22 protein-coding genes are annotated in these 22,766 nt (G+C 33.4%); 11 read left to right on the top strand and 11 right to left on the bottom strand.

Annotation, left to right across the window (positions count from 1 at the left end; translation table 11 throughout):
• Positions 1-47 precede the first annotated feature (47 nt).
• Positions 48-884 carry a 50S ribosomal protein L11 methyltransferase gene (gene prmA / locus LBP67_01425; GenBank protein MDR2083641.1) on the top strand — a complete coding sequence of 279 codons (837 nt, stop codon included), beginning with the start codon at positions 48-50 and terminating at the stop codon, positions 882-884.
• Between the two features lie 108 nt (positions 885-992).
• On the opposite strand, the gene LBP67_01420 is transcribed toward prmA, so the two are convergent.
• Both LBP67_01420 and nifJ read right to left on the bottom strand, forming a co-directional pair.
• On the bottom strand, positions 993-1,589 hold the full coding sequence (locus tag LBP67_01420) for a nitroreductase family protein (protein MDR2083640.1): 597 nt from the start codon (positions 1,587-1,589) through the stop codon (positions 993-995).
• Positions 1,590-1,727: 138 nt separating this feature from the next.
• Positions 1,728-5,276, bottom strand: coding sequence for a pyruvate:ferredoxin (flavodoxin) oxidoreductase (nifJ, locus tag LBP67_01415; protein ID MDR2083639.1), 3,549 nt, complete (start codon positions 5,274-5,276; stop codon positions 1,728-1,730).
• A gap of 178 nt (positions 5,277-5,454) precedes the next feature.
• Here nifJ and purE point away from each other — a divergent pair, with 178 nt between their 5' ends.
• Positions 5,455-5,961 carry a 5-(carboxyamino)imidazole ribonucleotide mutase gene (gene purE / locus LBP67_01410; GenBank protein ID MDR2083638.1) on the top strand — a complete coding sequence of 169 codons (507 nt, stop codon included), beginning with the start codon at positions 5,455-5,457 and terminating at the stop codon, positions 5,959-5,961.
• A gap of 87 nt (positions 5,962-6,048) precedes the next feature.
• Positions 6,049-6,759 (top strand): PorT family protein, encoded by a 711-nt coding sequence (locus tag LBP67_01405; protein ID MDR2083637.1) that lies wholly within the window; start codon positions 6,049-6,051, stop codon positions 6,757-6,759.
• A gap of 62 nt (positions 6,760-6,821) precedes the next feature.
• Here the strand turns inward: LBP67_01405 and LBP67_01400 are convergent, their stop codons facing one another.
• The 4 genes from LBP67_01400 to LBP67_01385 all read right to left on the bottom strand — a co-directional run bounded on the left by LBP67_01400 (position 6,822) and on the right by LBP67_01385 (position 10,283).
• Complete coding sequence (locus LBP67_01400) at positions 6,822-7,340, bottom strand: hypothetical protein (protein MDR2083636.1); 519 nt, start codon at positions 7,338-7,340, stop codon at positions 6,822-6,824.
• Between the two features lie 77 nt (positions 7,341-7,417).
• Positions 7,418-8,161, bottom strand: coding sequence for a 3-deoxy-manno-octulosonate cytidylyltransferase (gene kdsB, locus LBP67_01395; protein ID MDR2083635.1), 744 nt, complete (start codon positions 8,159-8,161; stop codon positions 7,418-7,420).
• Positions 8,148-8,762 carry a deoxynucleoside kinase gene (locus LBP67_01390; protein ID MDR2083634.1) on the bottom strand — a complete coding sequence of 205 codons (615 nt, stop codon included), beginning with the start codon at positions 8,760-8,762 and terminating at the stop codon, positions 8,148-8,150. The genes kdsB and LBP67_01390 overlap by 14 nt, the downstream gene beginning before the upstream one ends.
• A 3-nt stretch (positions 8,763-8,765) precedes the next feature.
• On the bottom strand, positions 8,766-10,283 hold the full coding sequence (locus tag LBP67_01385; protein MDR2083633.1) for a GH3 auxin-responsive promoter family protein: 1,518 nt from the start codon (positions 10,281-10,283) through the stop codon (positions 8,766-8,768).
• Between the two features lie 63 nt (positions 10,284-10,346).
• Between LBP67_01385 and ispE the strand changes: the two genes are divergently transcribed.
• The gene (gene ispE / locus LBP67_01380; GenBank protein MDR2083632.1) at positions 10,347-11,102 is read left to right on the top strand and encodes a 4-(cytidine 5'-diphospho)-2-C-methyl-D-erythritol kinase; all 756 of its coding nucleotides are present in this window, start codon (positions 10,347-10,349) and stop codon (positions 11,100-11,102) included.
• Between the two features lie 167 nt (positions 11,103-11,269).
• On the opposite strand, the gene LBP67_01375 is transcribed toward ispE, so the two are convergent.
• Positions 11,270-12,355 (bottom strand): LptF/LptG family permease, encoded by a 1,086-nt coding sequence (locus tag LBP67_01375; GenBank protein MDR2083631.1) that lies wholly within the window; start codon positions 12,353-12,355, stop codon positions 11,270-11,272.
• 255 nt (positions 12,356-12,610) lie between these two features.
• The gene (gene tgt, locus LBP67_01370; GenBank protein ID MDR2083630.1) at positions 12,611-13,744 is read right to left on the bottom strand and encodes a tRNA guanosine(34) transglycosylase Tgt; all 1,134 of its coding nucleotides are present in this window, start codon (positions 13,742-13,744) and stop codon (positions 12,611-12,613) included.
• A 102-nt stretch (positions 13,745-13,846) separates the two neighbouring features.
• On the opposite strand from tgt, the gene LBP67_01365 reads away from it, so the two are divergent.
• Positions 13,847-14,989 (top strand): glycosyltransferase, encoded by a 1,143-nt coding sequence (locus LBP67_01365; GenBank protein ID MDR2083629.1) that lies wholly within the window; start codon positions 13,847-13,849, stop codon positions 14,987-14,989.
• A gap of 129 nt (positions 14,990-15,118) precedes the next feature.
• On the opposite strand, the gene LBP67_01360 is transcribed toward LBP67_01365, so the two are convergent.
• Positions 15,119-15,733 (bottom strand): hypothetical protein, encoded by a 615-nt coding sequence (locus LBP67_01360; protein MDR2083628.1) that lies wholly within the window; start codon positions 15,731-15,733, stop codon positions 15,119-15,121.
• Positions 15,734-16,168: 435 nt separating this feature from the next.
• Between LBP67_01360 and LBP67_01355 the strand changes: the two genes are divergently transcribed.
• The 5 genes from LBP67_01355 (at position 16,169) to LBP67_01335 (ending at position 19,858) form a co-directional block, all read left to right on the top strand.
• On the top strand, positions 16,169-17,374 hold the full coding sequence (locus LBP67_01355; protein ID MDR2083627.1) for an L-serine ammonia-lyase: 1,206 nt from the start codon (positions 16,169-16,171) through the stop codon (positions 17,372-17,374).
• Positions 17,375-17,379: 5 nt separating this feature from the next.
• Complete coding sequence (locus tag LBP67_01350) at positions 17,380-17,811, top strand: type I restriction enzyme HsdR N-terminal domain-containing protein (GenBank protein MDR2083626.1); 432 nt, start codon at positions 17,380-17,382, stop codon at positions 17,809-17,811.
• Between the two features lie 182 nt (positions 17,812-17,993).
• Entirely contained in the window at positions 17,994-18,593 is a 600-nt protein-coding gene (locus LBP67_01345) for a hypothetical protein (GenBank protein MDR2083625.1), read from the top strand.
• Positions 18,577-19,347, top strand: a complete 771-nt coding sequence (locus LBP67_01340; protein ID MDR2083624.1) for a DUF3822 family protein — start codon at positions 18,577-18,579, stop codon at positions 19,345-19,347. Before LBP67_01345 ends, LBP67_01340 begins: the two co-directional genes overlap by 17 nt.
• The gene (locus tag LBP67_01335) at positions 19,322-19,858 is read left to right on the top strand and encodes an RsmD family RNA methyltransferase (GenBank protein ID MDR2083623.1); all 537 of its coding nucleotides are present in this window, start codon (positions 19,322-19,324) and stop codon (positions 19,856-19,858) included. The genes LBP67_01340 and LBP67_01335 overlap by 26 nt, the downstream gene beginning before the upstream one ends.
• A 27-nt stretch (positions 19,859-19,885) precedes the next feature.
• Here LBP67_01335 and LBP67_01330 read toward each other — a convergent pair whose 3' ends face one another.
• Both LBP67_01330 and coaD read right to left on the bottom strand, forming a co-directional pair.
• Positions 19,886-21,166, bottom strand: a complete 1,281-nt coding sequence (locus LBP67_01330) for a hypothetical protein (GenBank protein MDR2083622.1) — start codon at positions 21,164-21,166, stop codon at positions 19,886-19,888.
• Positions 21,167-21,240: 74 nt separating this feature from the next.
• Positions 21,241-21,726, bottom strand: a complete 486-nt coding sequence (coaD, locus tag LBP67_01325; protein MDR2083621.1) for a pantetheine-phosphate adenylyltransferase — start codon at positions 21,724-21,726, stop codon at positions 21,241-21,243.
• Between the two features lie 294 nt (positions 21,727-22,020).
• On the opposite strand from coaD, the gene pyrE reads away from it, so the two are divergent.
• Complete coding sequence (gene pyrE / locus LBP67_01320; GenBank protein ID MDR2083620.1) at positions 22,021-22,683, top strand: orotate phosphoribosyltransferase; 663 nt, start codon at positions 22,021-22,023, stop codon at positions 22,681-22,683.
• Positions 22,684-22,766 lie beyond the last annotated feature (83 nt).

The raw sequence follows: 22,766 nt of genomic DNA, 5'->3' as shown, positions 1-22,766 counted from the left end.
TGAAAGTAGATTAAGTCGATGAAATAGATAAAAACCCGAACCTTAAAATGAAGTATACAGAATTAACCTGTCGCGTTAAAACCGAAGAACAAGCAGATATCCTTATCGCATATCTCGCTGAATTTGAATATGAAAGTTTTGCCAATGATGACCCAACAGAGCTTAAGGCATATATTAAAACCGAATTGTTCGATGAAAATATTGTGAAACAATTACAGAAAGAATTAAAAGACGATATCGATTTTACATATTCTTTCATAAATTGTCCGGAAGAAAATTGGAATCAAAAATGGGAGGAAAATTACCAAGCCGTTCTGATTGATGAAAAATGTTATATCAGGGCACCGTTTCACTCGGACTTGGAAAATATCGAATATGATATAATCATACAACCGAAGATGTCTTTCGGTACGGCTCATCATGAAACAACATCGCAAATTATTTCGGAATTGATGACAATTGATTGTAAAGACAAGTTGGTTTTGGATATGGGATGCGGAACAGGTGTGATTGCCATTCTTGCTGCGAAAATGGGTGCGAAATTAGTGTGGGCAATCGACAATGATGAATGGGCTTATGAGAATACTTTGGAAAACATCGAAAGAAATAATGTCGAACAAGCAGTAAAAGCTTTTCTTGGAGATGCTAATACTTTGGAGAATATTAAATTCGATATTATCATTGCAAATATCAACAGAAATATTCTTCTGGAAGACATGAAATATTATGTTGATGTTTTGGAAAATGGCGGAATAATATTGTTCAGCGGTTTCTATGAAGAAGATTTACAAATAATTAAGGAATATGCGGAAAGACAAGGATTAAAGTATATCTCGTCCCGTTCGCAGAATAAATGGGTAGTAGCTAACTTTGTTAGAATATAAGTCTGAAAATATAATATAGAAAACCGATAAAATCAGTATTATTTATGCTTTCCTCTTGAAAGTTTTTACTTGATTTATCGGTTTTCTATTTATTAATATAATCTTATTTTATCTGAAAATCTTAAATCTGTCTTCTACCGGTTCAAAAGTCTTTTCCCCCGGTTCGGCTGTTGGAGTACCGAAAGGCATTTGTGCCGTTAACTTCCAGGTATTTGGAATATTCCATTCCTTAGCAACGGCATCGTCAATTATCGGATGATAATGCTGCAAGGAAGCACCGAATCCCGTATCTTCAAGCAGTACCCAAGTCGCATATTGATGCATCGCGGCTGTGTGTTGCGACCAGATTGTGAAATTATCTGCGTAATTTGGAAATTTTTCTTGCATGCTTTTTACAATATCTTGGTCTTCGAAAAATAAAACGGTTCCATAACCGGCAGCAAAGTCGTTGATTTTTTTCTCAGTTCTTTCAAACGGTCTGCCCGCCATTTTTTCTTTTAAAATTCCCTTAACTATTTCCCAGAATCTTAAATGAGATTTATCAAGCAGTAAAATCATTCTCGTTGATTGGGAATTATATCCAGAAGGAGTATTTTTAATTATCGATGTCAGAATTTCAATTAACTTATCGTCGCTAATAGGAGAAGTATTGCTGATAGAATAATAACTTCTGCGATGTTCAAAAGCTTGTTGTGCGGTATTCATATATTTTAATATTTAAAGATTGTTCTGAGTTTAATGCAAAATTAATAAATTCTTTCTAAAATGTTTAAGGCAATTACTAAATTTGGGACATGAAGTGTAAAAATAAAAAAGGGTGCCGAAAGCACCCTTTTTTCATGATTATTTATTTTCGCTTAATCTCTTATATTGCTCGTATCTCCATTTAGCATTTTCTTCGGTAGCTGCAAACAATTCTTTTGCTTCTGCCGGGAAAGTCTTCATGAGAGAACTATAACGAACTTCATCTAAGATAAATTCTTGGAATTTACCCCAATCAGGTTCTTTACTGTCAAGCATAAAAGGATTTTGACCTGTGCCTTCAAGTTCGGGATTGAATCTCCATAAGTGCCAGTAACCGCATTCGACAGCTCTCTTTTCTTCGGTTTGTGTACGGCTCATACCGGTTTTATTACCATGATTGATACAAGGAGCATAACAAATTATCAATGAAGGTCCGTCAAAAGCTTCGGCTTCCTTGATAGCTTTGAAATACTGATTCTGATTAGCACCCATCGCAACTTGCGCAACATAAACATAACCGTAAGATTTAGCAATCATACCCAAATCTTTTTTACGGATTTTCTTTCCTGATGTAGCAAATTTTGCAACAGCACCTGCAGGAGTAGCTTTAGAAGATTGTCCGCCGGTATTAGAATAAACTTCAGTATCAAGAACGAGAACATTTACATTTTCGCCGCTTGCAAGAACGTGGTCTAATCCGCCGAAACCGATATCGTAAGCCCAACCGTCGCCACCGATAATCCATTGTGATTTTTTGACAAGATATTGTTTTAATGAAAGAATTTCTTTACAATAATCACAACTGCATTTTTCAGCATGAGCAACTATTTTATCACTGATTTTCTTGGTTTCGATTGTACTTTCGCGATTGTCTATCCAATTTTGGAATAAATCTTTTAAATCTTTCGGACAAACATTACATTTTTCGATAGCTTCTTTCATGATGCGTTCGATGCGATCACGCATTTGTCCTGTAGCTACTGCCATACCGAAACCGTATTCGGCATTATCTTCAAATAATGAATTAGCCCAAGCCGGACCGCAACCTGAACGATAGCTTTTACAATACGGAGTTGCCGGAGCAGAACCGCCGTAAATAGAAGAACAACCGGTTGCATTAGCTACTAACATTTCTTCGCCGAAAAGTTGAGTAATACACTTTATATAAGGTGTTTCACCGCAACCTGCACAAGCTCCTGAGAACTCAAACAAAGGTTGAGCAAACTGACTGTTTTTCACAGAAGCAAATTTATCTATAATATTGTCTTTGTAAGTAACTTTCTTTTGTGAATAAGTCCAATTCGGAATTTCATTTAGTTGTGTTTCCAAAGGTTTCATTACTAAAGCTTTTGCTTTTGACGGACAAATATCGGCACAGTTACCGCAGCCCATACAATCTAAAGCAGAAACTTGCATGCGGAAATGCATTCCTGCCATTTCTTTCGGAGCCTTAATGTCGAGGGTAGTCATGCCTTTCGGAGCAGATTTTAATTCGGCATCAGTCATAACTACTGGACGAATAGCTGCATGAGGACAAACTAAAGAACATTGATTACATTGGATACAATTTTCAGGAATCCATTCAGGAACATTAACAGCTACGCCGCGTTTTTCATATTCCGTAGTACCGGCCGGGAAAGTTCCGTCTTCATAACCCTTGAAAGCACTTACAGGTAAATCGTTACCTTTTTGTGCAAGCATAGGAGCAGCTACTTTGGTGATAAATTCAGGAATGTTAGTGTCAACTTTCTGGGCTTCAAGTTTTATTTTAGTCCATTCTTGAGGTATGTCAACTTTAACAACATCACCGCCAAAATCAACAGCAAGATTGTTCATTTCAATGATTTCCTTACCTTTACGGCCATAAGATTTGAGAATAGCTTTTTTCATTTCTTTTATAGCTAATTCATAAGGAATAACCTGAGAAATTTTGAAGAATGCAGATTGCAAAATGGTGTTAGTTCTGTTACCAAGTCCGATTTTTTCGGCAATTGCGGTAGCATTGATGATATACATCTTAATTTTCTTCTCAGCCAATGTCTTTTTAACATGGTCGGGGAGATTCTTTTTAGTTTCTTCAATATCCCAGATTGAGTTATATAAGAAAGTTCCGCCCTGTTTAATACCTCTTAAACAATCATATTTGTTCAAATAAGCCGGAACGTGAACTGCAACGAAATCAGGTGTATTTACCAAATAAGGTGCTTGGATCGGATAGTCTCCGAAACGTAAGTGAGAACAAGTGTATCCTCCGGATTTTTTACTATCGTAATCGAAATAAGCCTGACTGTATTTATCTGTATTATCACCGATTATTTTGATTGAGTTTTTATTTGCGCCAACAGTACCGTCAGCACCGAGACCATAAAATTTTGCTTCGTAAGTTCCTTTAGGAAGAACGGTGATGTCTTTTAATAAGGCTAAAGATTTTTTAGTGACATCATCAACGATACCTACGGTAAATTGATTTTTTGGTTTTGCCGAATTCAAATTGTTGTAAACAGCAAGTATATGAGCCGGTGTAGTATCTTTTGAAGATAATCCGTAACGACCGCCTATGATTACCGGTTTCTTTGAAACAGGAATATCGTTGTTATTAGCAAAAGCTTCCACTATATCAAGATACAAAGGATCGCCGTTTGCGCCCGGCTCTTTTGTTCTGTCGAGAACGCAGATACGTTCAGTAGTTTCCGGTAGAATAGCTTTCAAATATTTAACTGAGAACGGACGATAGAGGTGTACACTAACGAGGCCTACTTTTCCGCCTTTATTATTGATGTAATCAACAACGGTTTTAATAGTTTCTGTAATAGAACCCATTGCGATAACAATATCGGTAGCATTTTTAGCTCCGTAATAAGTGAATGGGGCGTATTTTCTACCGGTAATTGTGCTGATCTTTTTCATATAATCGGCAACAATATCTGGAATAGCGTCAACGAATTTATTTTGAGCTTCGCGGGTTTGGAAATAAATATCCGGATTTTGAGCGGTACCCCGAGTGATAGGATGCTCAGGATTCAATGCATTGTCGCGATAAGCTTGAAGAGCTTTTTTATCGATAAGTTTTGCAAGTTTGTTTTGATCGGCCGCTTCAACTTTTTGTATTTCATGAGAAGTACGGAATCCGTCAAAGAAATGCAAGAAAGGAATTCTTCCTTTTATAGCCGATAAGTGAGCAACAGGAGCCAAATCCATTATTTCTTGTACCGAACCGGTAGCTAACATAGCGAAACCGGTTTGACGAGTACTCATAACATCGGAATGATCGCCGAAGATTGATAGTGCCTGTGCGGCAAGAGCACGAGCAGAAACATGGAAAACACCCGGAAGTAACTCACCGGAGATTTTGTACATATTCGGAATCATCAGCAAAAGCCCTTGCGATGCAGTAAAAGTAGATGTCAGGGCGCCCGCTTGAAGAGAACCGTGAACAGCACCGGCAGCACCGGCTTCAGATTGCATTTCTACAACTTTTACTGTTTCTCCAAAAATATTTTTTCTTCCGAAAGCCGACCATTCGTCGACATATTCTGCCATTGTTGAAGACGGCGTAATCGGATAAATTGCGGCAACTTCGCTAAACATATATGCAACATGTGCTGCTGCGTAGTTACCATCGCATGTTAAAAATTTTTCTTTAGCCATAAATATTTAATACTTAGTGTTATAGATGTAAAACTTATATTTTATAATTGATGTGCAAATGTACGATATTTTTTTATATATACCTTAATTTATAAAGTTAAGAATTAAGAATTATAAATTTAGAAATAAGGTTTTTAAATTAAAATACCTATCTTTGGATTTTAAAAAAGATAGATAGATGAAACCATTAGTAAGTATAATTATGGGTAGTACCAGTGATTTGAAAATCATGGAGAAAGCTGCTCTTTTTTTAGATGAAATGGAAATCCCCTTTGAGATGAATGCTTTGTCGGCGCATCGTACTCCTGAGAAAGTTGAACATTTTGCCAAAAATGCACAAACTCGCGGAATAAAAGTAATTATTGCCGGAGCAGGAATGGCCGCACATCTTCCCGGCGTTATTGCGGCAATGACTTCGATTCCCGTAATAGGTGTTCCTATCAGCGCCTCTTTGCAGGGCTTGGATGCTTTGCTTGCAATTGTTCAGATGCCTCCCGGAATTCCTGTTGCAACTGTCGGAATAGACGGAGCTCTTAATGCAGGAATCCTCGCTGCGCAAATTATTGCTACCGGAGATGAAAAGTTAGCTGAAAAAATAATCATCTATAAAGAAAACCTTAAAAATAAAATTGTTAAAGCTAATGAGGAGTTAGCAAATGTGACGTTTAAGTTTAAAGTTAATTAAACAGTGGAGTCGGAAAAAGTTATAAAATGATAAGCCGATGAAAGAGACAAAACAATTTTAATCTTTAAATCATTATAAATTTAATTTATGAGAAAAATAATACTTATTACAATATTTGTCATTTCTTCCGGATTTCTTTTTTCCCAAAGTTTCGATGGCGGATTGCTTGTTGGTGTGATTGCTTCGCATACCACAGGTACTTATGTAGGTGATGCTCCCGGAAGTTATAATAATGGATCTTTATTTAATAAATCATTCAGCAAACCGGGAATTACCGTAGGGTTTTTTACTAATTTGTTTTTTACACCAAGAAGTGCTTTAGACTTTGAAATTTCATATACCCAAAAAGGTTCACGCAAAATACCAAAATCAAATGATACTATACCGGGACAGGTTTATGAAACCAGACTAAACTTACATTATATTACTATTCCAATACATTATAAATTTATTGCCAGTAATCGTGTAACAATGTTTGTGGGGCCAAATCTCGGAATATTAATCGGTCATAAACACGTTCAAGATTATATGGATTACAGTTATATGTATGATGATCTTAGTAAATTGGATTTGGCAATCGATCTCGGCGCTGAAATATATATTATCGATCAATTAATCTTGAATTTAAAATATTCGGCAACTTTCTTTTTAACCCCAATAAGATCTTATAATAATTCTAATACCTGGTCATACGGGCCATTTAACAAGCTATTCTGGCAAAAAGGTCAATGTAATCAGCTTTTTGCCATAAGTATCAGGTGGGTATTTATGGGAAATAGAGATTTTAGTCTAAGATAAAAGGATTATTTTAAACCTTTCGCATTAGTTATGAGGCTTTAAAAATTCCGGACTTCAAACTATTATAATGGGAAATATACTCCAATCATATATGTAAGCATTACGGGAGTATTTCCCATGGATCTACTGTTAAAAGCAGGTCCTTCATAAACGCGAAATCCTAAGCCTAAAGATGCGGTAAAAATTTTCCTTGCTCTAAAAACAAATATTGGAGATATAACGCTCTGTGTATGCGATCGTCCCATCCCTTGGTTCATGTATTGTAATGAAATAAAAGAACTGCTAATATTATTTGGTTTAATATGGTAATTAATTCCGAAACCAAAACCCACATAACCTATACCTGCTTGAAATCCAAATCTCTTACTGAAAAGATATTCTAAATCTGCCCCAATCAGACTACCACCGCCATGTAAGAAACCAATAGAAATAGCAAAGTTTTTTGTGTCAGTATTTTGGGATATATTGTTTGTGTTTGAATTGGGATCTCTTTGACCGATAGTTACATAAGAAGTTGTTTCCTGAGAAAAAGTTGACAATGATATTAACATTGCAAATAAAATAAATAAAGATTGTTTCATATTAGTATAAATTTTAACTGATAAATAAAAAAAATAACTTTTTAAATTAGGCACAAAGATAATGAAAATTTGTTAATTTAAAGTTGATTTTTTATATTTTTCAGATCTTCTCTCGTATCTATACTAATTGTTTGATAGTTTGAATAATCAACATAAATGCTATATCCATTTTCCAACCATCTTAATTGTTCCAAATTTTCAGATTGTTCCAAAGGGGATAATTCTAATTTTATAATTTTCCTTAAAATACCTGTTCTAAAAACATACAGACCTATATGTTTCAAATATTCTTTTTTCTCAGGCTCCTTGCTAAAAGGAATAATCTGTCTGCTGAAATAAAGAGCTTTATTGTCTTTTCCAAGAACAACCTTTACTCTATTGTGATCGCGGGCATCTTCATAATTAATCTTTTTTACAAGTGTTGCGATATCGGCATTGTCGTTTTTTATTAATACTGATATAGTTTCGTCAATTTGTTGCGGGTGTATATAAGGTTCATCGCCTTGAATGTTGGCAACAATATCAAAATAGAAATTTCTTTTTTCGAGTATTTCTATAGTTTCGGCAACTCTTTCTGTTCCGTTAAGATGATTTTCCGAAGTCATTAAAACATTATCCGTAAAGGACTTTACATGGTTGTAAATTCTTTCATCGTCGGTAGCAACAAAAACCTGGGCGAGAAATTTAGTTTTACAGGCTTGTTCAAAAACCCTTTGAACCATACTTTTGCCGTCAATATCTGCAAGTGGTTTGCCGGGAAAGCGGGAGGAATTATAACGCGAAGGAATGATTCCAACAGCATTAATTTCAGAATAACCCATGGAATTCGGCGTTAATGTTATCTATAATATTTGCAAGATCTGCAGGGTTATTTTCAAAATCGAGATTATCAACATCAATTATCAATAATTTTCCCGAATTATAAGATTTTATCCATTTTTCATATCTGTCATTCAAGCTTTTAAGATAATCTATGCGGATAGAAGCTTCGTAATCTCTTCCTCTTTTCTGGATATTATTAACAAGGGTGGGAACAGAAGCTCTAAGATATATAAGTAAGTCCGGTGCTTCAATAAAAGATGTCATCAATTCAAATAAAGAAAGATAATTCTCATAATCTCTTGTCAACATCAGATTCATTGAATGTAAATTAGCAGCGAAAATATAAGCGTCTTCATAAATTGTTCTATCTTGAATAACAGATTTGTTTTCCTTTCTAATATCAACAATTTGCCTGAACCTACTGTTAAGAAAATATACTTGCAGATTAAACGACCATCTGAGCATATCTTCATAGAAGCTACTTAGATAAGGATTATTGTCGGCATCTTCAAAGTTAGGTTCCCATTTAAAACTTTTTGCCAGCAATTTCGTTAAGGTTGTTTTTCCGGATCCGATATTTCCTGCTATTGCTATATACATAATCTAAGATTTTTGTAACATAAAAAGAATTTCATCAACAATATTTCTATTATTAGATAAACGAGGCATTTTATTTTGTCCGCCTAATTTATTCTTACTTTTAAACCATTTATAGAAAGTTCCTTGCGATACCATAATAACCTCAGGTGGTCGCAATACCATATCATGGAAACGTTTAGCCTTATAATCCGAATTAACCTCCATTAAAGCATCGTCGAGATATTTTGTAAACTCATCAATATCATTAGGTTGTTTCTCAAATTCGACCAACCATTCATGTGATGTATTACCTTCTTTGTAAAATTTCGGGGCAACGGTATAATCCGATAAAATTGCGCCAGTCTTTTTGCATGCAATATTTATAGCTTTATTTGTATTGTCGAGGATAAGTTCTTCTCCTACAACATTGATAAAAGCTTTGGTACGGCCTGTGATTTTTATTTTAAAAGGATTCAAAGACGTAAAAGTAATGGTATCGCCTATAACATAACGCCATAATCCGCTGTTGGTTGAAATGACCATTGCGTAGTTTTCTCCGATTTTTACATCTTCAAGGCCAACGGCAAAATGGGAGCCTTCGCTAAGCAGATCAATAGGAACGAATTCATAAAAGATTCCATAATCAAGAAGTAAAAGCATGTCTTCGGTATTCAAATCATCCTGAAAGGCAAAATAACCTTCCGATGCATTATAAGCTCCCATATATCTCATATTAGGATTCTTTATCAGTGCATTATATCTATCTCTGTACGGAGCGAAATCAACTCCGCCATGGAAAAAGACTTCGAGATTTGGCCAGGTTTCATCGATAGATTTTCCTGATACTTCTTCTATCTTTCTAAGAATGACTAACATCCACGATGGAACTCCGAGAAAACTTACTACATTTCTTTTTACAACAGCTTCAGCTATCATATTTATCTTCTCTTCCCAATCGCTGATTAAGGTTAACTTCTTTGATGGAATTTTAATATATTCAGCCCATTTCGGCAGATTTTGCATTAAAATAGCGGAAATATCACCTACAAGATAATGGTTTTTTCCGCTTACTTCTTGTAAATAACTTCCGGAAACCGAAATATTTTTTCCGAATAGAAGTTTTGTATTATCTCTGTTGTCGATATATGTAGCAACCATCGCTCTTCCGGCATCATAATGACAGCCAAAAAGAGTTTCTTTACTTACCGGAATAAATTTACTTTTACCCGTTGTTGTTCCGGAGGATTTTGAAAACCATTGAATTTTATCAGGCCACAATAGATTTTGTTTGCCGTTCATTATTTCCTGAAAATACGGCTCAAGATCTTCATAAGTACTTAGCGGAACACTTTCCCTAAAATCGGCAATGCTAGAAAATGATGAATAGTTATAATTTTGTCCCCAGGTAGTGTTTGCAGCTCTGTTTATCAGATCTTTGAAAATCGCATTCTGTATTTCAATTGGTTCTTCTTTAAATCTTTTTATTTTTTGCAGATGTTTCCTGAAAAAAACGGAAGATAATGATTTTGTTATAGAAGCCATATTTTTTATTTGTAGTTTTGTAATACAGAATTATTTTAATACTTTTGGGCAAAATTTATAAAAATGATTATTTTCCCAGTTGCAAAGATAAACATTGGTTTGCAAATATTGTCAAAAAGAAATGATGGTTTTCGCAATATTTATACTTTTTTTTATCCTTTTAACGATTTAAAGGATATTTTGGAGATAGTAGAATCAAAATCCGGACAAACAAATATTTTTATTTCAGGAATTGATTTAGAAGGAAATAGTCGGGATAATCTTTGTATTAAAGCTTATAACTTATTATCAAAAGAGTATGATTTACCTCCGGTTGATATTTATTTACACAAAAATATTCCTGTAGGAGCCGGATTAGGCGGCGGTTCTTCGGATGCAGCTTCAACATTGATATTGTTAAATAAGATGTTCAATTTGAATATTTGCAACGAGAACCTAAAAAAAATTGCCGGAATGTTGGGTAGTGACTGTACTTTCTTTATAGACAGTAAGCCCGCTTTTGCGAGCTCGCGCGGTGAAGTTTTGGAAGAAGTTGATTTTAATTTGAATAAGAAGATTATTGTCAAAACTCCGGATATTCATATTTCAACTAAAGAAGCTTATTCTTTAGTAACACCAAACCCTGATGTGCCTGATTTGAAAACATTGGTTTTCGATGATATCAAGACTTGGAGGGCGAATATAAAAAATGATTTTGAAGAAGTTATTTTTCCGCTTTATCCTGAAATTGCAATGATAAAAGAGGAAATGTACGCAAACGGCGCCATTTATGCTTCCATGAGCGGCAGCGGTTCGGCAGTGTATGGAATATTTGAATGATCTGATATTTATATGATATGGAGATTTAAAACATATTGATATAAAAAATCTCAAAATCTTTATTTAGTTTACAGAATCTTTAATTGAAAATTAAAATGTCTGGTTTATGGATAAGATATTTACGGGCATTAACAATCTTTGTTTATATTTTCCTCTATCCGATTACTTTACTTGGGAGCCTTGATCATAATAACAATAGCAACCAATGAAAAGAAAATATTAGGTATCCAGGCAGCTAACCAAGGCATTAAATCACTATTTGTAGCAAAAACTTTTGTAATTTGCATCATCAATATATAAGTAAATGTAATTACAATACCTAATCCGAGATTAAGTCCCATTCCGGCTCTTTTCTTTCTGGATGCTAAAGAAAAACCGAGAACGGTAAGTATTATAGTAGCGAAGGAGTTTGCAATGCGGCTGTGTTTTTCGACTTCATATTCAACAATATTGCGTATTCCCTTATTTCGTTCCTCTTCAATAAAATTATTGAGTTGCTTAAAGTTCATTGTTCGCAAATCGTTAACCACAAAAATCATATCATCAGGCAATAAGTTTATTTTTATAGTTTTACTTGTACCCGACTTAATAACTTCCCTATCATCAAAAATCGTTCTTTCAATATAATTATTAAGCGTCCAGGTGCTATCGGTTTCCGACCATTTTATTAATTTTGATGATATTTTATAATCCATTCCTTCCTGAAAATCAAACTTTTCCAAAGTAAAATCATTTCCTTCATTGGTTTTTCCATTGAAATTCTTTACATATGCATATGTAGAGGGTCCTATTTGCATGTGAATATCATAAGCATAATTAGCATATTTTGCTGATTTTCTGAGATATTGATTTTCAAAATCATTGAGTTTGATATTGGTTTTAGGAATAACAAAGTTCGACAAAACGAATGCAATACAGGTAAGTGTTAAGGCACAGAAGATATACGGCCGCATAAGTCGATAAAAACTTATTCCGGAGCTTAACATTGCAATTATTTCCGATTTCTGTGCTAATTGTGAAGTAAAGAAAATTACGGCAATAAAAACAAATAAATACAGAAAAAGATTAAAGAAGTAGGGAATGAAATTAGCGTAATAATCGAATATTATCATACGAAATGGGATATTTCCGTCTAAAAACTTATCTATCTTCTCTGAGAAATCGAAAACTATAACAACAATTACCAGTAATCCGATTGCAAGAAAGAAAGCCGAGAAATATTTTCGTATTATATATAAATCTAACTTCTTCAAAATATTACATTCATTTTATAAACATGTTATTTTCATATTGCCGCCTTTTCAGGCTGTCAGCAATTCGTATGTTTTTTATTTAAAAGATACACAGGATAATTATTATACCGGTATTTTTTACTTTTATTTAATTTCAGATTACAAATTTAAAAATTCAAGAACTATTATCTATAATTGTGTAAATTACATATTAATTAACATAATTTCCGACCTCACTAAAAATAATACTTTGTTGCACTTCCAATTTATTTAGAATTATAATCTTTTCATAATCGTTTTTAGCGTACTTTCTTTCCAATTCTTAAAATCGCCGGCAAGAATATGTTCTCTTGCTTCCGTAACTAATTGAAGATAGAAAGCTAAATTATGTTGACTGGCAATCATACCGCCCAATATTTCATGTGCAGCAAAAAGATGCCTGACATAAGCTTTTGAATAACCGGCGCTTACGAAAGACGGACAAAGTTCATCAATAACGGAAAAATCTTTTTCCCATTTTTTATTTTTTATATTGATTATGCCCGAATTGGTGAACAACATTCCGTTCCGGCCGTTTCTAGTGGGCATAACACAATCAAACATATCAACTCCGAGTGAAATACATTCGAGAATATTTTCGGGAGTTCCTACGCCCATTAAGTATCTTGCCTTACCTTTTGGTAAAATATCACAAACATGTTCCGTTAATTCGTACATTATTTCTGCAGGTTCTCCTACAGCCAATCCGCCGATAGCGTTGCCTTCCGTTCCGAATTCAGCGACAAACTCCGCTGATTGTTTTCTTAAATCTCTATAAACACTGCCTTGAACAATAGGAAAAAGTTCTTGATGATAGCCGTATTTATTATCCGTTGTTCTATATCTTTCAATACACCTTTTCAGCCAGTTATGAGTTAGTTTAAGTGATTTCTCAGCATATTTGTATTCGCAGGGAAAAGGGGTGCATTCATCAAAAGCCATGATTATATCGGCGCCGATGCTCCTTTCTATGTCGATAACTTTTTCCGGAGTAAAAAAATGGTATGATCCGTCGATATGCGATTGAAATTTTACTCCTTCTTCGGTGATTTTTCTGATATGCGTAAGTGAGTAAACCTGATAGCCGCCGCTATCCGTAAGTATGGGTAAATTCCAACCGTTGAATTTATGTAATCCGCCGGTGGCTTCGAGAATTTCCGTTCCGGGACGTAAGTACAGATGGTAAGTATTTCCCAAGATTATTTTAGCATTGATATCATCTTTTACATCTTTAATATGTACGGCTTTTACCGTTCCGGCCGTTCCGACAGGCATGAAAATCGGTGTGGGAATATCTCCGTGATCAGTATGGAGCACTCCGACTCTCGCCTTAGTATCAGTATCTTGTGCTAATAATTCGTATTTAAACATCAAATAAAAACAAGTCGTTAATAACTTTTCGAAATTTTTGCCAAAAATACGCTTAATTTTCTTTTCAATTGAATAATTTTGCCTTTTGATTTTAAATAAAAAATGTTTTTCAATACAGAGATACTTAAAGATTCACTTTTTATAGTAATTGCAGGCATTACTGTATTACTTTTCATTATTCAAATTATTTCATTGATACGAGCCGGCTATTCTTTTATATTAAAGAAAAAAAACTTTGTATCCGAGAATACCCGCGAACTGCCTCCGGTTTCTATATTAATTTGCATGAGAGATAATTTTCATCTTATCAAAAAACATATCTCCGCATTGAGGAATCAGGAATATGGCGAATATGAAATCATAGTTGTAAATTATACATCGCAAGATGTTGAAAATGAAGATTTCATAATGTGGACAAGGCAGATACCGAATCTTACATATTTTAACATACACGAAAGAAATAATTTTCAATGTTCCAAGATTTATCCTCTTTCTGTGGGAGTAAAGGCAGCTAAGTACGAATTGATTTTAACGACGCATTTGGATTGTTTCCCTACAAGTATATACTGGCTCCGTTCAATGGTTTCGAGTTTGGGTTCTAAGAATAATGTTGCCGGAATTGCCAATTTTAAATCAGGAAAAGGATTTTTTAATAAGTTAATACGTTATGAGCAAAGTTGTTACAATATTGAATTTTTATCTTATATTTCTAATAATCATCCATATACCGTAAGTACAAGAAACTTTTTGTTTAAGAAATCCGATTTTCTCGTTCCGGTAAATTTAATGCATCATTACCAGACTTGTAATGACGGTACTGCGGTTTTCAACAAACTTACAGGAAAGGGTAAAACAGCTTATATTTTTGATGATTATTCCCAAATAAGCATTGATTCAAAGCAAAATATGAGCACTTGGTTTACTCATGTCTCACGAAGATTTTCTAATGTAAGGTATTCAAAATCATCAGGTAAAATAATAAAATTTTTATATACTTTAAGCACATTATTATTTTTTATCGCCTGTATTCTTCTTTGTATTTTATATACACAAATTGTTATACCGATTCTTGTATTGATTTTAATCAGAATGATTGTTTGGTTTTGTATCAAATATAATTCCCTGAAAAAATTAAATCAACCCGATCTGCTTTCTGTTTTTCCTTTTTTGGAAATAATATTATGGTTTTTAATACCGGTTTTTTATTTTTCATCATTGAAGATGAAGAAGAATTTGTGGGTGTAATTAGGATGTTAAAACTGTGATTGTGAAATTTGTAGCTTTATTTTAATATTGAACACTTATTTAAAATAAAAAAGCCTTTATATTTCTATAAAGGCTTTTTTATTGAATTATTATTTTGCGCAGATAATCTTATTTATCGGCTTTTTTGTCTTTGTCGCATGATTTTTCGCCGTCATGATTATGACCTTTGCAACCTTCTTTATCTCCGTGATGATGTCCGGAGCAAGATTTTTTACAGCAATTCATTTTCATGTCGATTAATTCTTTTTGTTCATTTAAACTTAAGGTTTCAAAAGAATCCCATTTAGCTTTCATTTCGGCCATTTTAACTTCCATTTCAGCTTTTTGTTCTTCGGTTAATTCGCATTTAGGAGCGTCACCTTCTTTGCAGCAAGGTTTTCCTTCTTCTTTACCTTTACATGGTTCACCGGTTTCTTTAGATTTGCAGCCTTCTTTTTCTCCGTCATGACCTTTACAACCTTCAGCTTTTTTATCCATGCAGGTTTTTGCTTTAGCAATAAGATCTGTTTTTGTTGCATCGTCTAAGTTATCCCAATTATTCCATTGGGCCATAAAAGCATCCATTTCAGCTTTTTGCTCTTCGGTTAATTGGCATTCTTTTTCACATTTTTGTTCTGTTTTAGGTTTTTCCTGAGTTGTTTGTTCGGTTGCTTTCTTTTGTCCGCCACCACAAGATGTTAATAAGAAGCATAATACTCCGATTAATAAGATTGACTTTTTCATAAATAATTTGGTTTTAATTGTTATTTTCTATTTTTACGTTAAAAATTTAACACTAAGTTTTAACTTGCAAAAGTATAAATAATTAGAAAATAATTAACATTTTTTGAAAAATATCTTTTCGAAAAGTAAAAGTATTATATATATGAGATACAAAAGAATAAAGGACAAACAGCATTGAGTAATTAGGGTTTTCTATTTAATAAATATCTAATGAGTATAATTAGTTGAATATAAGGCACATAAAAACAACAACAAACAACAAATTATCAGTATTATAATAATTGAATGGCTGTGTTTTTTAATATGAATAATTAGAAGTCCGAGAATATGTCCGAAACTCATCATTGATTTCAAGCGTCGAATCCATTATATTATTAATTGTTAACGGTTAATTGTTAATTAAAAAAGCTATTTTTGCAAATAAAATTTTTAGTTATGGATTCAATTAAAAGAATTTTCAAAATCGGTTACGGTCCTTCAAGTTCTCATACTATGGGACCGGTTAATGCGTGTAATAAATTTCTTGAAAACGTTAAAGATGCACCGAGTTTTAAAGTAATTCTGTACGGAACTCTTGCCGCAACAGGAAAAGGTCACTTAACGGATGTAGCTTTATTGCGGCAATTTCCTAAAAATAATCTCAAAATTGAATGGAAGCCGGATGTCTTTCTTCCGGAACATCCTAACGGAATGGAATTTTTTGCCTATGATGCCGACGGTAATGTAATCAAACAACAGAAATATTTCAGTCTCGGTGGCGGAGATATATCTACTGACAGTACACGCGGTAAAGATCATATAATTTACGAGCTTTCTACTATGGAAGATATTCTGGATTATCTGAAAACAAGGCGGTTGTGGGAATATGTTAATGAATGCGAGGGTAATGAAATCTGGGAATATCTTGGCGAAGTTTGGTATATAATGAGAGAATCAATAAAAAACGGTTTGGAACACGAAAGTACTTTACCCGGTGTTTTACAGCTTCCAAGAAAAGCTTCTGCGGTATATAGCAGATTACAAGGAATGAATCATGCGCTTAAACAAAGATATTCTGCGATGGCGTATGCTTTTGCTGTTGCGGAAGAAAATGCCAGCGGCGGCAAAATCGTTACGGCGCCTACATGCGGTTCGTCCGGTATTTTACCTGCGGTTTTGTATGTTTATACCGAATATTATGAAAAGAATGATAAGAAAATACTTCATGCTCTTGCAACGGCAGGATTAATTGGTAATCTTATCAAATATAACGCATCTATCAGTGGTGCTGAGGTCGGTTGTCAGGGTGAAGTTGGTGTCGCTTGTTCAATGGCCGCTGCCGCAATGAACCAACTGCAAGGCGGCTCACCGCAACAAATTGAATATGCTGCCGAAATGGGACTGGAACATCATCTTGGCTTAACTTGCGATCCGGTTTGCGGATTAGTTCAGGTTCCGTGTATTGAAAGAAATGCTTTTGCGGCTGTTAGAGCTATTGATGCCGGATTTTATTCTCTTTTTACTGATGGATCTCATCTGATAAGTTTTGATAGGGTAGTTAAAGTTATGAAAGCTACCGGACATGATTTGCCTTCTTTATACAAGGAAACTTCGTTGGGCGGATTGGCTTCGGGTCAAGGTTTTAATTGTGAAAATGAGTAATCATTATGTTAGATTATAAACCAAATATCAGAATAAATTCAGAAAATAAATATGAAATATTTGATCCGGTTAGAAAAATATTCGTCGCTCTAACTGAAGAAGAAGCGGTTAGACAATATATGATTTTTCTACTTCATTCCAAACATGGAATTTCATACGCGCTTATGGGAGTCGAAAAACAAATTAAGGTTTTCTCAATGACTAAAAGACCGGATATTATTGTTTTCGATAATAAAGGAAATGTTCAAATTATTGTAGAATGTAAGGCTCCTAATGTTGAAATAGACCAGAACACACTGGATCAGATTATTAGATACAACATGAAATTAAAAGCTAAATATTTGATTCTATCAAACGGCGGCAATATTTATTGTGTCGAATGCGGAGAAGGTGCCGCTAAACAAATTATGTTCGAAGAGTTAGAAGTTGAAAATTGAAAAATGTATGAAGGCAACCATATTAAAACAATTTTAAATCTGTAAAAAATTGAATTTATCAGCCAAAAAAGATTATAAAAAATGCTTTTGTAAATAAAAAATTTCTAACTTTGCAAGTTGTAAGAATTTTGTAGAGATTTTCTGGCGAAATCAATTGTAAAAAATAAATAATAAAATAGTATATGAAAAAAACCATCATTCAAATTGCATTATTAGTTGTAATCGTTGTGCTTACAATATTGCTCGTGCGTAGTATAATGGAACCGGTTAAATTTACGCAAGAGAAGAAATTCAGATATGATCTTGCTATTCAGAAGTTGAAAGATATTAGAGCGGCTGAGACTGCTTATCGTGCCGTTAACAAACAATATACAGGTTCTTTTGATACTTTGATTAATTTTGTTAAACATGGAGAAATGGCAATTATAAAAATGATCCCTGATCCTACGGATACTACTTTTAGAAAATCCATTATGGATACTATCGGTTATATTCCTATTATGGATACTTTGTTTAAAAATAGAGTTGATTTTGTGCCTGAAAATATGAAATATATCCCCAATTCCGGCGGTCAAATGTTTACTCTTGAAGCAGGTTTTACGGAAAAAAGTAAAATTATGATTCCCGTGTTTAGAGCATCGGCTCTTAATACGCAGATTCTTAACGGAATGGATGAGCAAACAATTTATAATGAAGATACTAAATTGATGGTCAACGACCTTTTTCCCGGTTTATATGTTGGTTCTATGACAGAAGCTTCAACAGATGGAAACTGGGAATAATTTCTTCGATCCTACTTATATTCATAAATATAATCTATCCGTCTTTTTAACTAAAGACGGATTTTCTTTTATTGTATCCGACGAAAACGGTAATTATTTGCTGAAAAAAAATATTCAAATAAAGAACAGCTCCGATAATTCATTGACCGATCAATACTTGTCGATAATAGAAGATAATAACATTTTAAAGGAAAATTTTAAAAAGAAAAAGATTATTTTCTGTACAGATAAATTTACTTTCATCCCTAAAGAATTTTTCGATCCGGGTGATATTGCTGAATATTATAATTTCAATATAGGTGAACTTGAAGAAAATCATTCGCCTTATTATGTACAGTCATCAGTTTCGAATTTATTTACGGTTTTTTCTTTTAATAAAGATGTTGTAGGGTTTTTAGAAAAAAACTTTACAGATGCGGAGTTTACCGCTTCAATTTCAAATTTTATAGATTTGGTTTCGGATGATGCTGTTGTAATCGGAAATGCTGTATTTGCACACAAAAGAAAAGATATTCTGGAAATTGTAATCTATAAAAACAATAAATTCTTTGCGGCAAATTCTTTTAATGTGAAATCAGAGAAAGATACTGTGTATTTTCTTTTGAGTGCATTTAATAATTATGATCTTGATGGGAACTTTGTTCCGCTTTCGGTTTCGGGAGATGTAAATGTAAAATCGGAAGAATTTAATTTATTGTCTAAATATATTAGTAATCTCGTAGTTTCCAATGAGGATAATAAGTGGTACTTATAAAGGAAGGCGGCTGAATCCACCTAATAATATTCCGGTGCGTCCTATAACCGATATGGCGAAGGAAGCGCTTTTCAATATTCTGAATAATATTATTGATTATGAAGAAATAGAAGCTTTGGATCTTTTTGCAGGACTTGGTAATATTTCTTTTGAACTTGTCTCCCGCGGTTGCCCTTCTGTTATTTCGGTTGACAATAATGTTAAATGTACCGGATTTATTAAAAAAACGGCTGAGGATTTAAAAATGCCGCAAATATCTGTTATTAAAACCGATGCATTTCAGTTTGTCAGAAGAATCTCTCAAAAGTTCGATTTTATCTTTGCCGACCCTCCTTATGATAGCCCGGGTATCCCAGAACTTACACAATTAATATTCGATGAAGATTTGTTAAATGATGACGGATTATTTGTTTTGGAACATCCTGATGATTATGATTTCAGCAACCACCCGAATTTTTTCGATCATAGAGTTTACAGCAGAGTAAATTTTTCATTCTTTAGAAAAGATTAACGAGCTTTTGCTCTTGTACTTCTAACCTTAGTTTTTACTTTTTTCTTCTTTTAGCACCTCAATAAATCTGTCTTTTGTGACGGGTGCATTATATCGTAAAATCTTACCGTCTTTATCAATCAAAATTGCAAAAGGATAATTCCGAATATTCAAATCAAGATGAACTTTACCCACATCTGCCGGTTTTAATAAAGTTAATTTGTCGGAATTAATTTTTGTTTTGCTGAAATCCAAGGAAATTAGAAGTGGAATAACACCGAAACTTTCCATGTCAACAGTTTCGATTTCTTTAATAATATCGGCGCAAATTTCAATATCACTGTTTACAAAAAGCAAATACATATTTTTTCCCGATTGCAAAATATCATAGCTATTACCGTTTTCACTTTCTAAGTTTAAAGCAGGAAGAGAACTTCCTTTACGGTAGCGCGTTAAATATGTCAGAATATTATTTCCGATTAATTTTGTTTCAAGATACTTAGTCTTGGAAATAAAACCTTTGATTAGATTTAGTACTTCATCTTTATCATAATCGCCATAAAAATCCATCATCAGAAAATACAAATAAGTAACTTCCTTCAAACGGGGATTATTTAAAGTGCTGTCGTTCAGAATATATTCCGTATGCTTGCAAACATCCTTCAATAATAAAAAATACTCGTGAGAATTATATGCAACATCTTTATCCGTAAAATATTTATCGATAAAATTCTTTCCGATTTTATCTACAAGTGAAATTTCAGTTAATCCGAAACTATATTCAACATAAATCGTAAAAAAATCATCAACATTTTTATTGATTTTTTTCAAATATTCGTTTTTGAATTTCTCGTGTTCGCTTAACATGTTTCGTGGCGACTGAAAGTATAATTTATCCAAAAGGAAATCGTCATATTCTTCGTTAAAGTCGGATATTAATCTGTTAACATCATGATTATTAGATGATGAAATGTTAATTTCTAAATATTGTCTGTTTTGAAAAGGATTGATGTTTGATATAATTTTAGGATAAGTTATTGTAATCGTGTATGAAGTGTTTGGCTGCAAATAAATTTGCACATCGGCATAATCAATTAATATTTTGTACGCTTCAGTATTTTCAGCTTTAAATTCATGTTTGATAATTCCGTTTTCGGGAATAATCGAACTAAAAACAACCTCCTCCATTTCGGTGATATAATCCGAATATTTTGTGAGATATAAGTGCTTTCCCGCAGCATTATTAACTTTGAAAGTTACTGAAATATTCTGTGCTTCGGAACTTAAAAAGAATGATAATAATATGAGTAATAAAAATGTTTTTTTCATGAATAATAAACCCAGCGATTCAAAATGATCTTAATTATTTAGTTTTCCATTGTTTTATTATCAATGGTTTATTTTCAGTTGGTTTCAAGATCTTCACTCGTGATAATAACTCCTTCGGGGACAAATATAGACGCATCGCCGCCGTTAATAACAATGTCTCTGACAATAGAAGAATTCAGAGAAGTAAGTTCCGGAGCGGCGAGTAGAAATACGGTTTCAATTTCAGAATAAAGTTTCTTATTCACCTGACCTACAATTCTCTCAAACTCAAAGTCGGCGGAAGTACGTAATCCGCGAATTATAAATTCGGCGCCGACTTTCTTACAAAAATCTACTGTTAATCCGGTATAACTTTCAACTTTAACTTGAGGATAATCTCTGAAAGTATGTTTAATCCATTTTTCACGGGTTTCAACGGAAAAAAGATACCTTTTTTCAATGTTAACACCTACAGCAACAATAATTTCATCGAAAATTCTCAAAGCTCTGAGAATTATAGCCTCATGCCCTTGAGTAATCGGATCGAAAGATCCAGGAAAAACAGCTGTTCTTTTTGCCATGGTTCAAAATATTTTAGACTGCAAAAATAAAAACAATTAATAATTAACCGTTAATAATTAACAATTAATAGTAATTGTTGATTTTAAGGAAGTTTTTTAGAGTTAATTACCTCTATGTAAGATATAAAATAAAAAATCGATTCTATTTTTATCTCTTCAAATATTTATCAATTATTTATTAATGACAATGTTCGTATTGTTATTTTTGTTATTTGATATTGAAAGTTGTTAATTTTCTATTGTCATTTATTATTTAAAAAATTATCTTTGCACAAATTATAAAAATAGACATTTATGTTATATAACAATGAGCTGGCCTATCAAGTTGCAAAATATTTACTTGAAATTAAAGCTGTGAAGTTAAATCCGGGTGAACCTTTTACTTGGGCTTCGGGAATAAAAAGTCCGATCTACTGTGATAACCGTAAAACTTTATCTTATCCGGATATAAGGACTTTCTTGGCGAAAAGTTTTGCAGATATTATCCGCCATAAATATCCGGATGTGCAAATAATTGCAGGTGTAGCAACAGGTGCCATTGCTATTGGTGTATTAGTGGCTCAGGAATTAAATTTGCCCTTTATTTATATCAGATCTTCTCAAAAAGATCACGGAATGCAAAATCAAATTGAAGGCGATTATAAAAAATATCAGAAAGTAGTTATTGTTGAAGATTTGGTTTCAACCGGAATGAGCAGTCTTGCAGCCTTTTCGGCTTTACAGGATGCTGAAATGAATGTTCTGGGAATGGTAGCAATTTATACTTATAATCTTACAAAAGCATTAAAAAGCTTTGAGGAAAAGAAGTGTGAACTTATAACATTAACAGATTACGATACAACGGTAAGTACTGCGATTAAGATTAATTACATAGAAAGCGCAGAGTTGGATACTTTGATCGAATGGAAGAAAGATCCTGCAAGCTGGTATGATAGTAAGACTAAAGATAAAAATTAAAAATGAGAAGGGACGAGGGTTGCAAACTGTAAGTTACAGGAACTTTTTAATAAGTCGAAATCCGGAACTCAAAATACAGAAAT

It is taken from the genome of Bacteroidales bacterium, assembly GCA_031276035.1.
Classification (GTDB): Bacteria; Bacteroidota; Bacteroidia; order Bacteroidales; family BM520; genus RGIG7150.
This window is presented reverse-complemented; position numbering and strand designations above follow the sequence as displayed.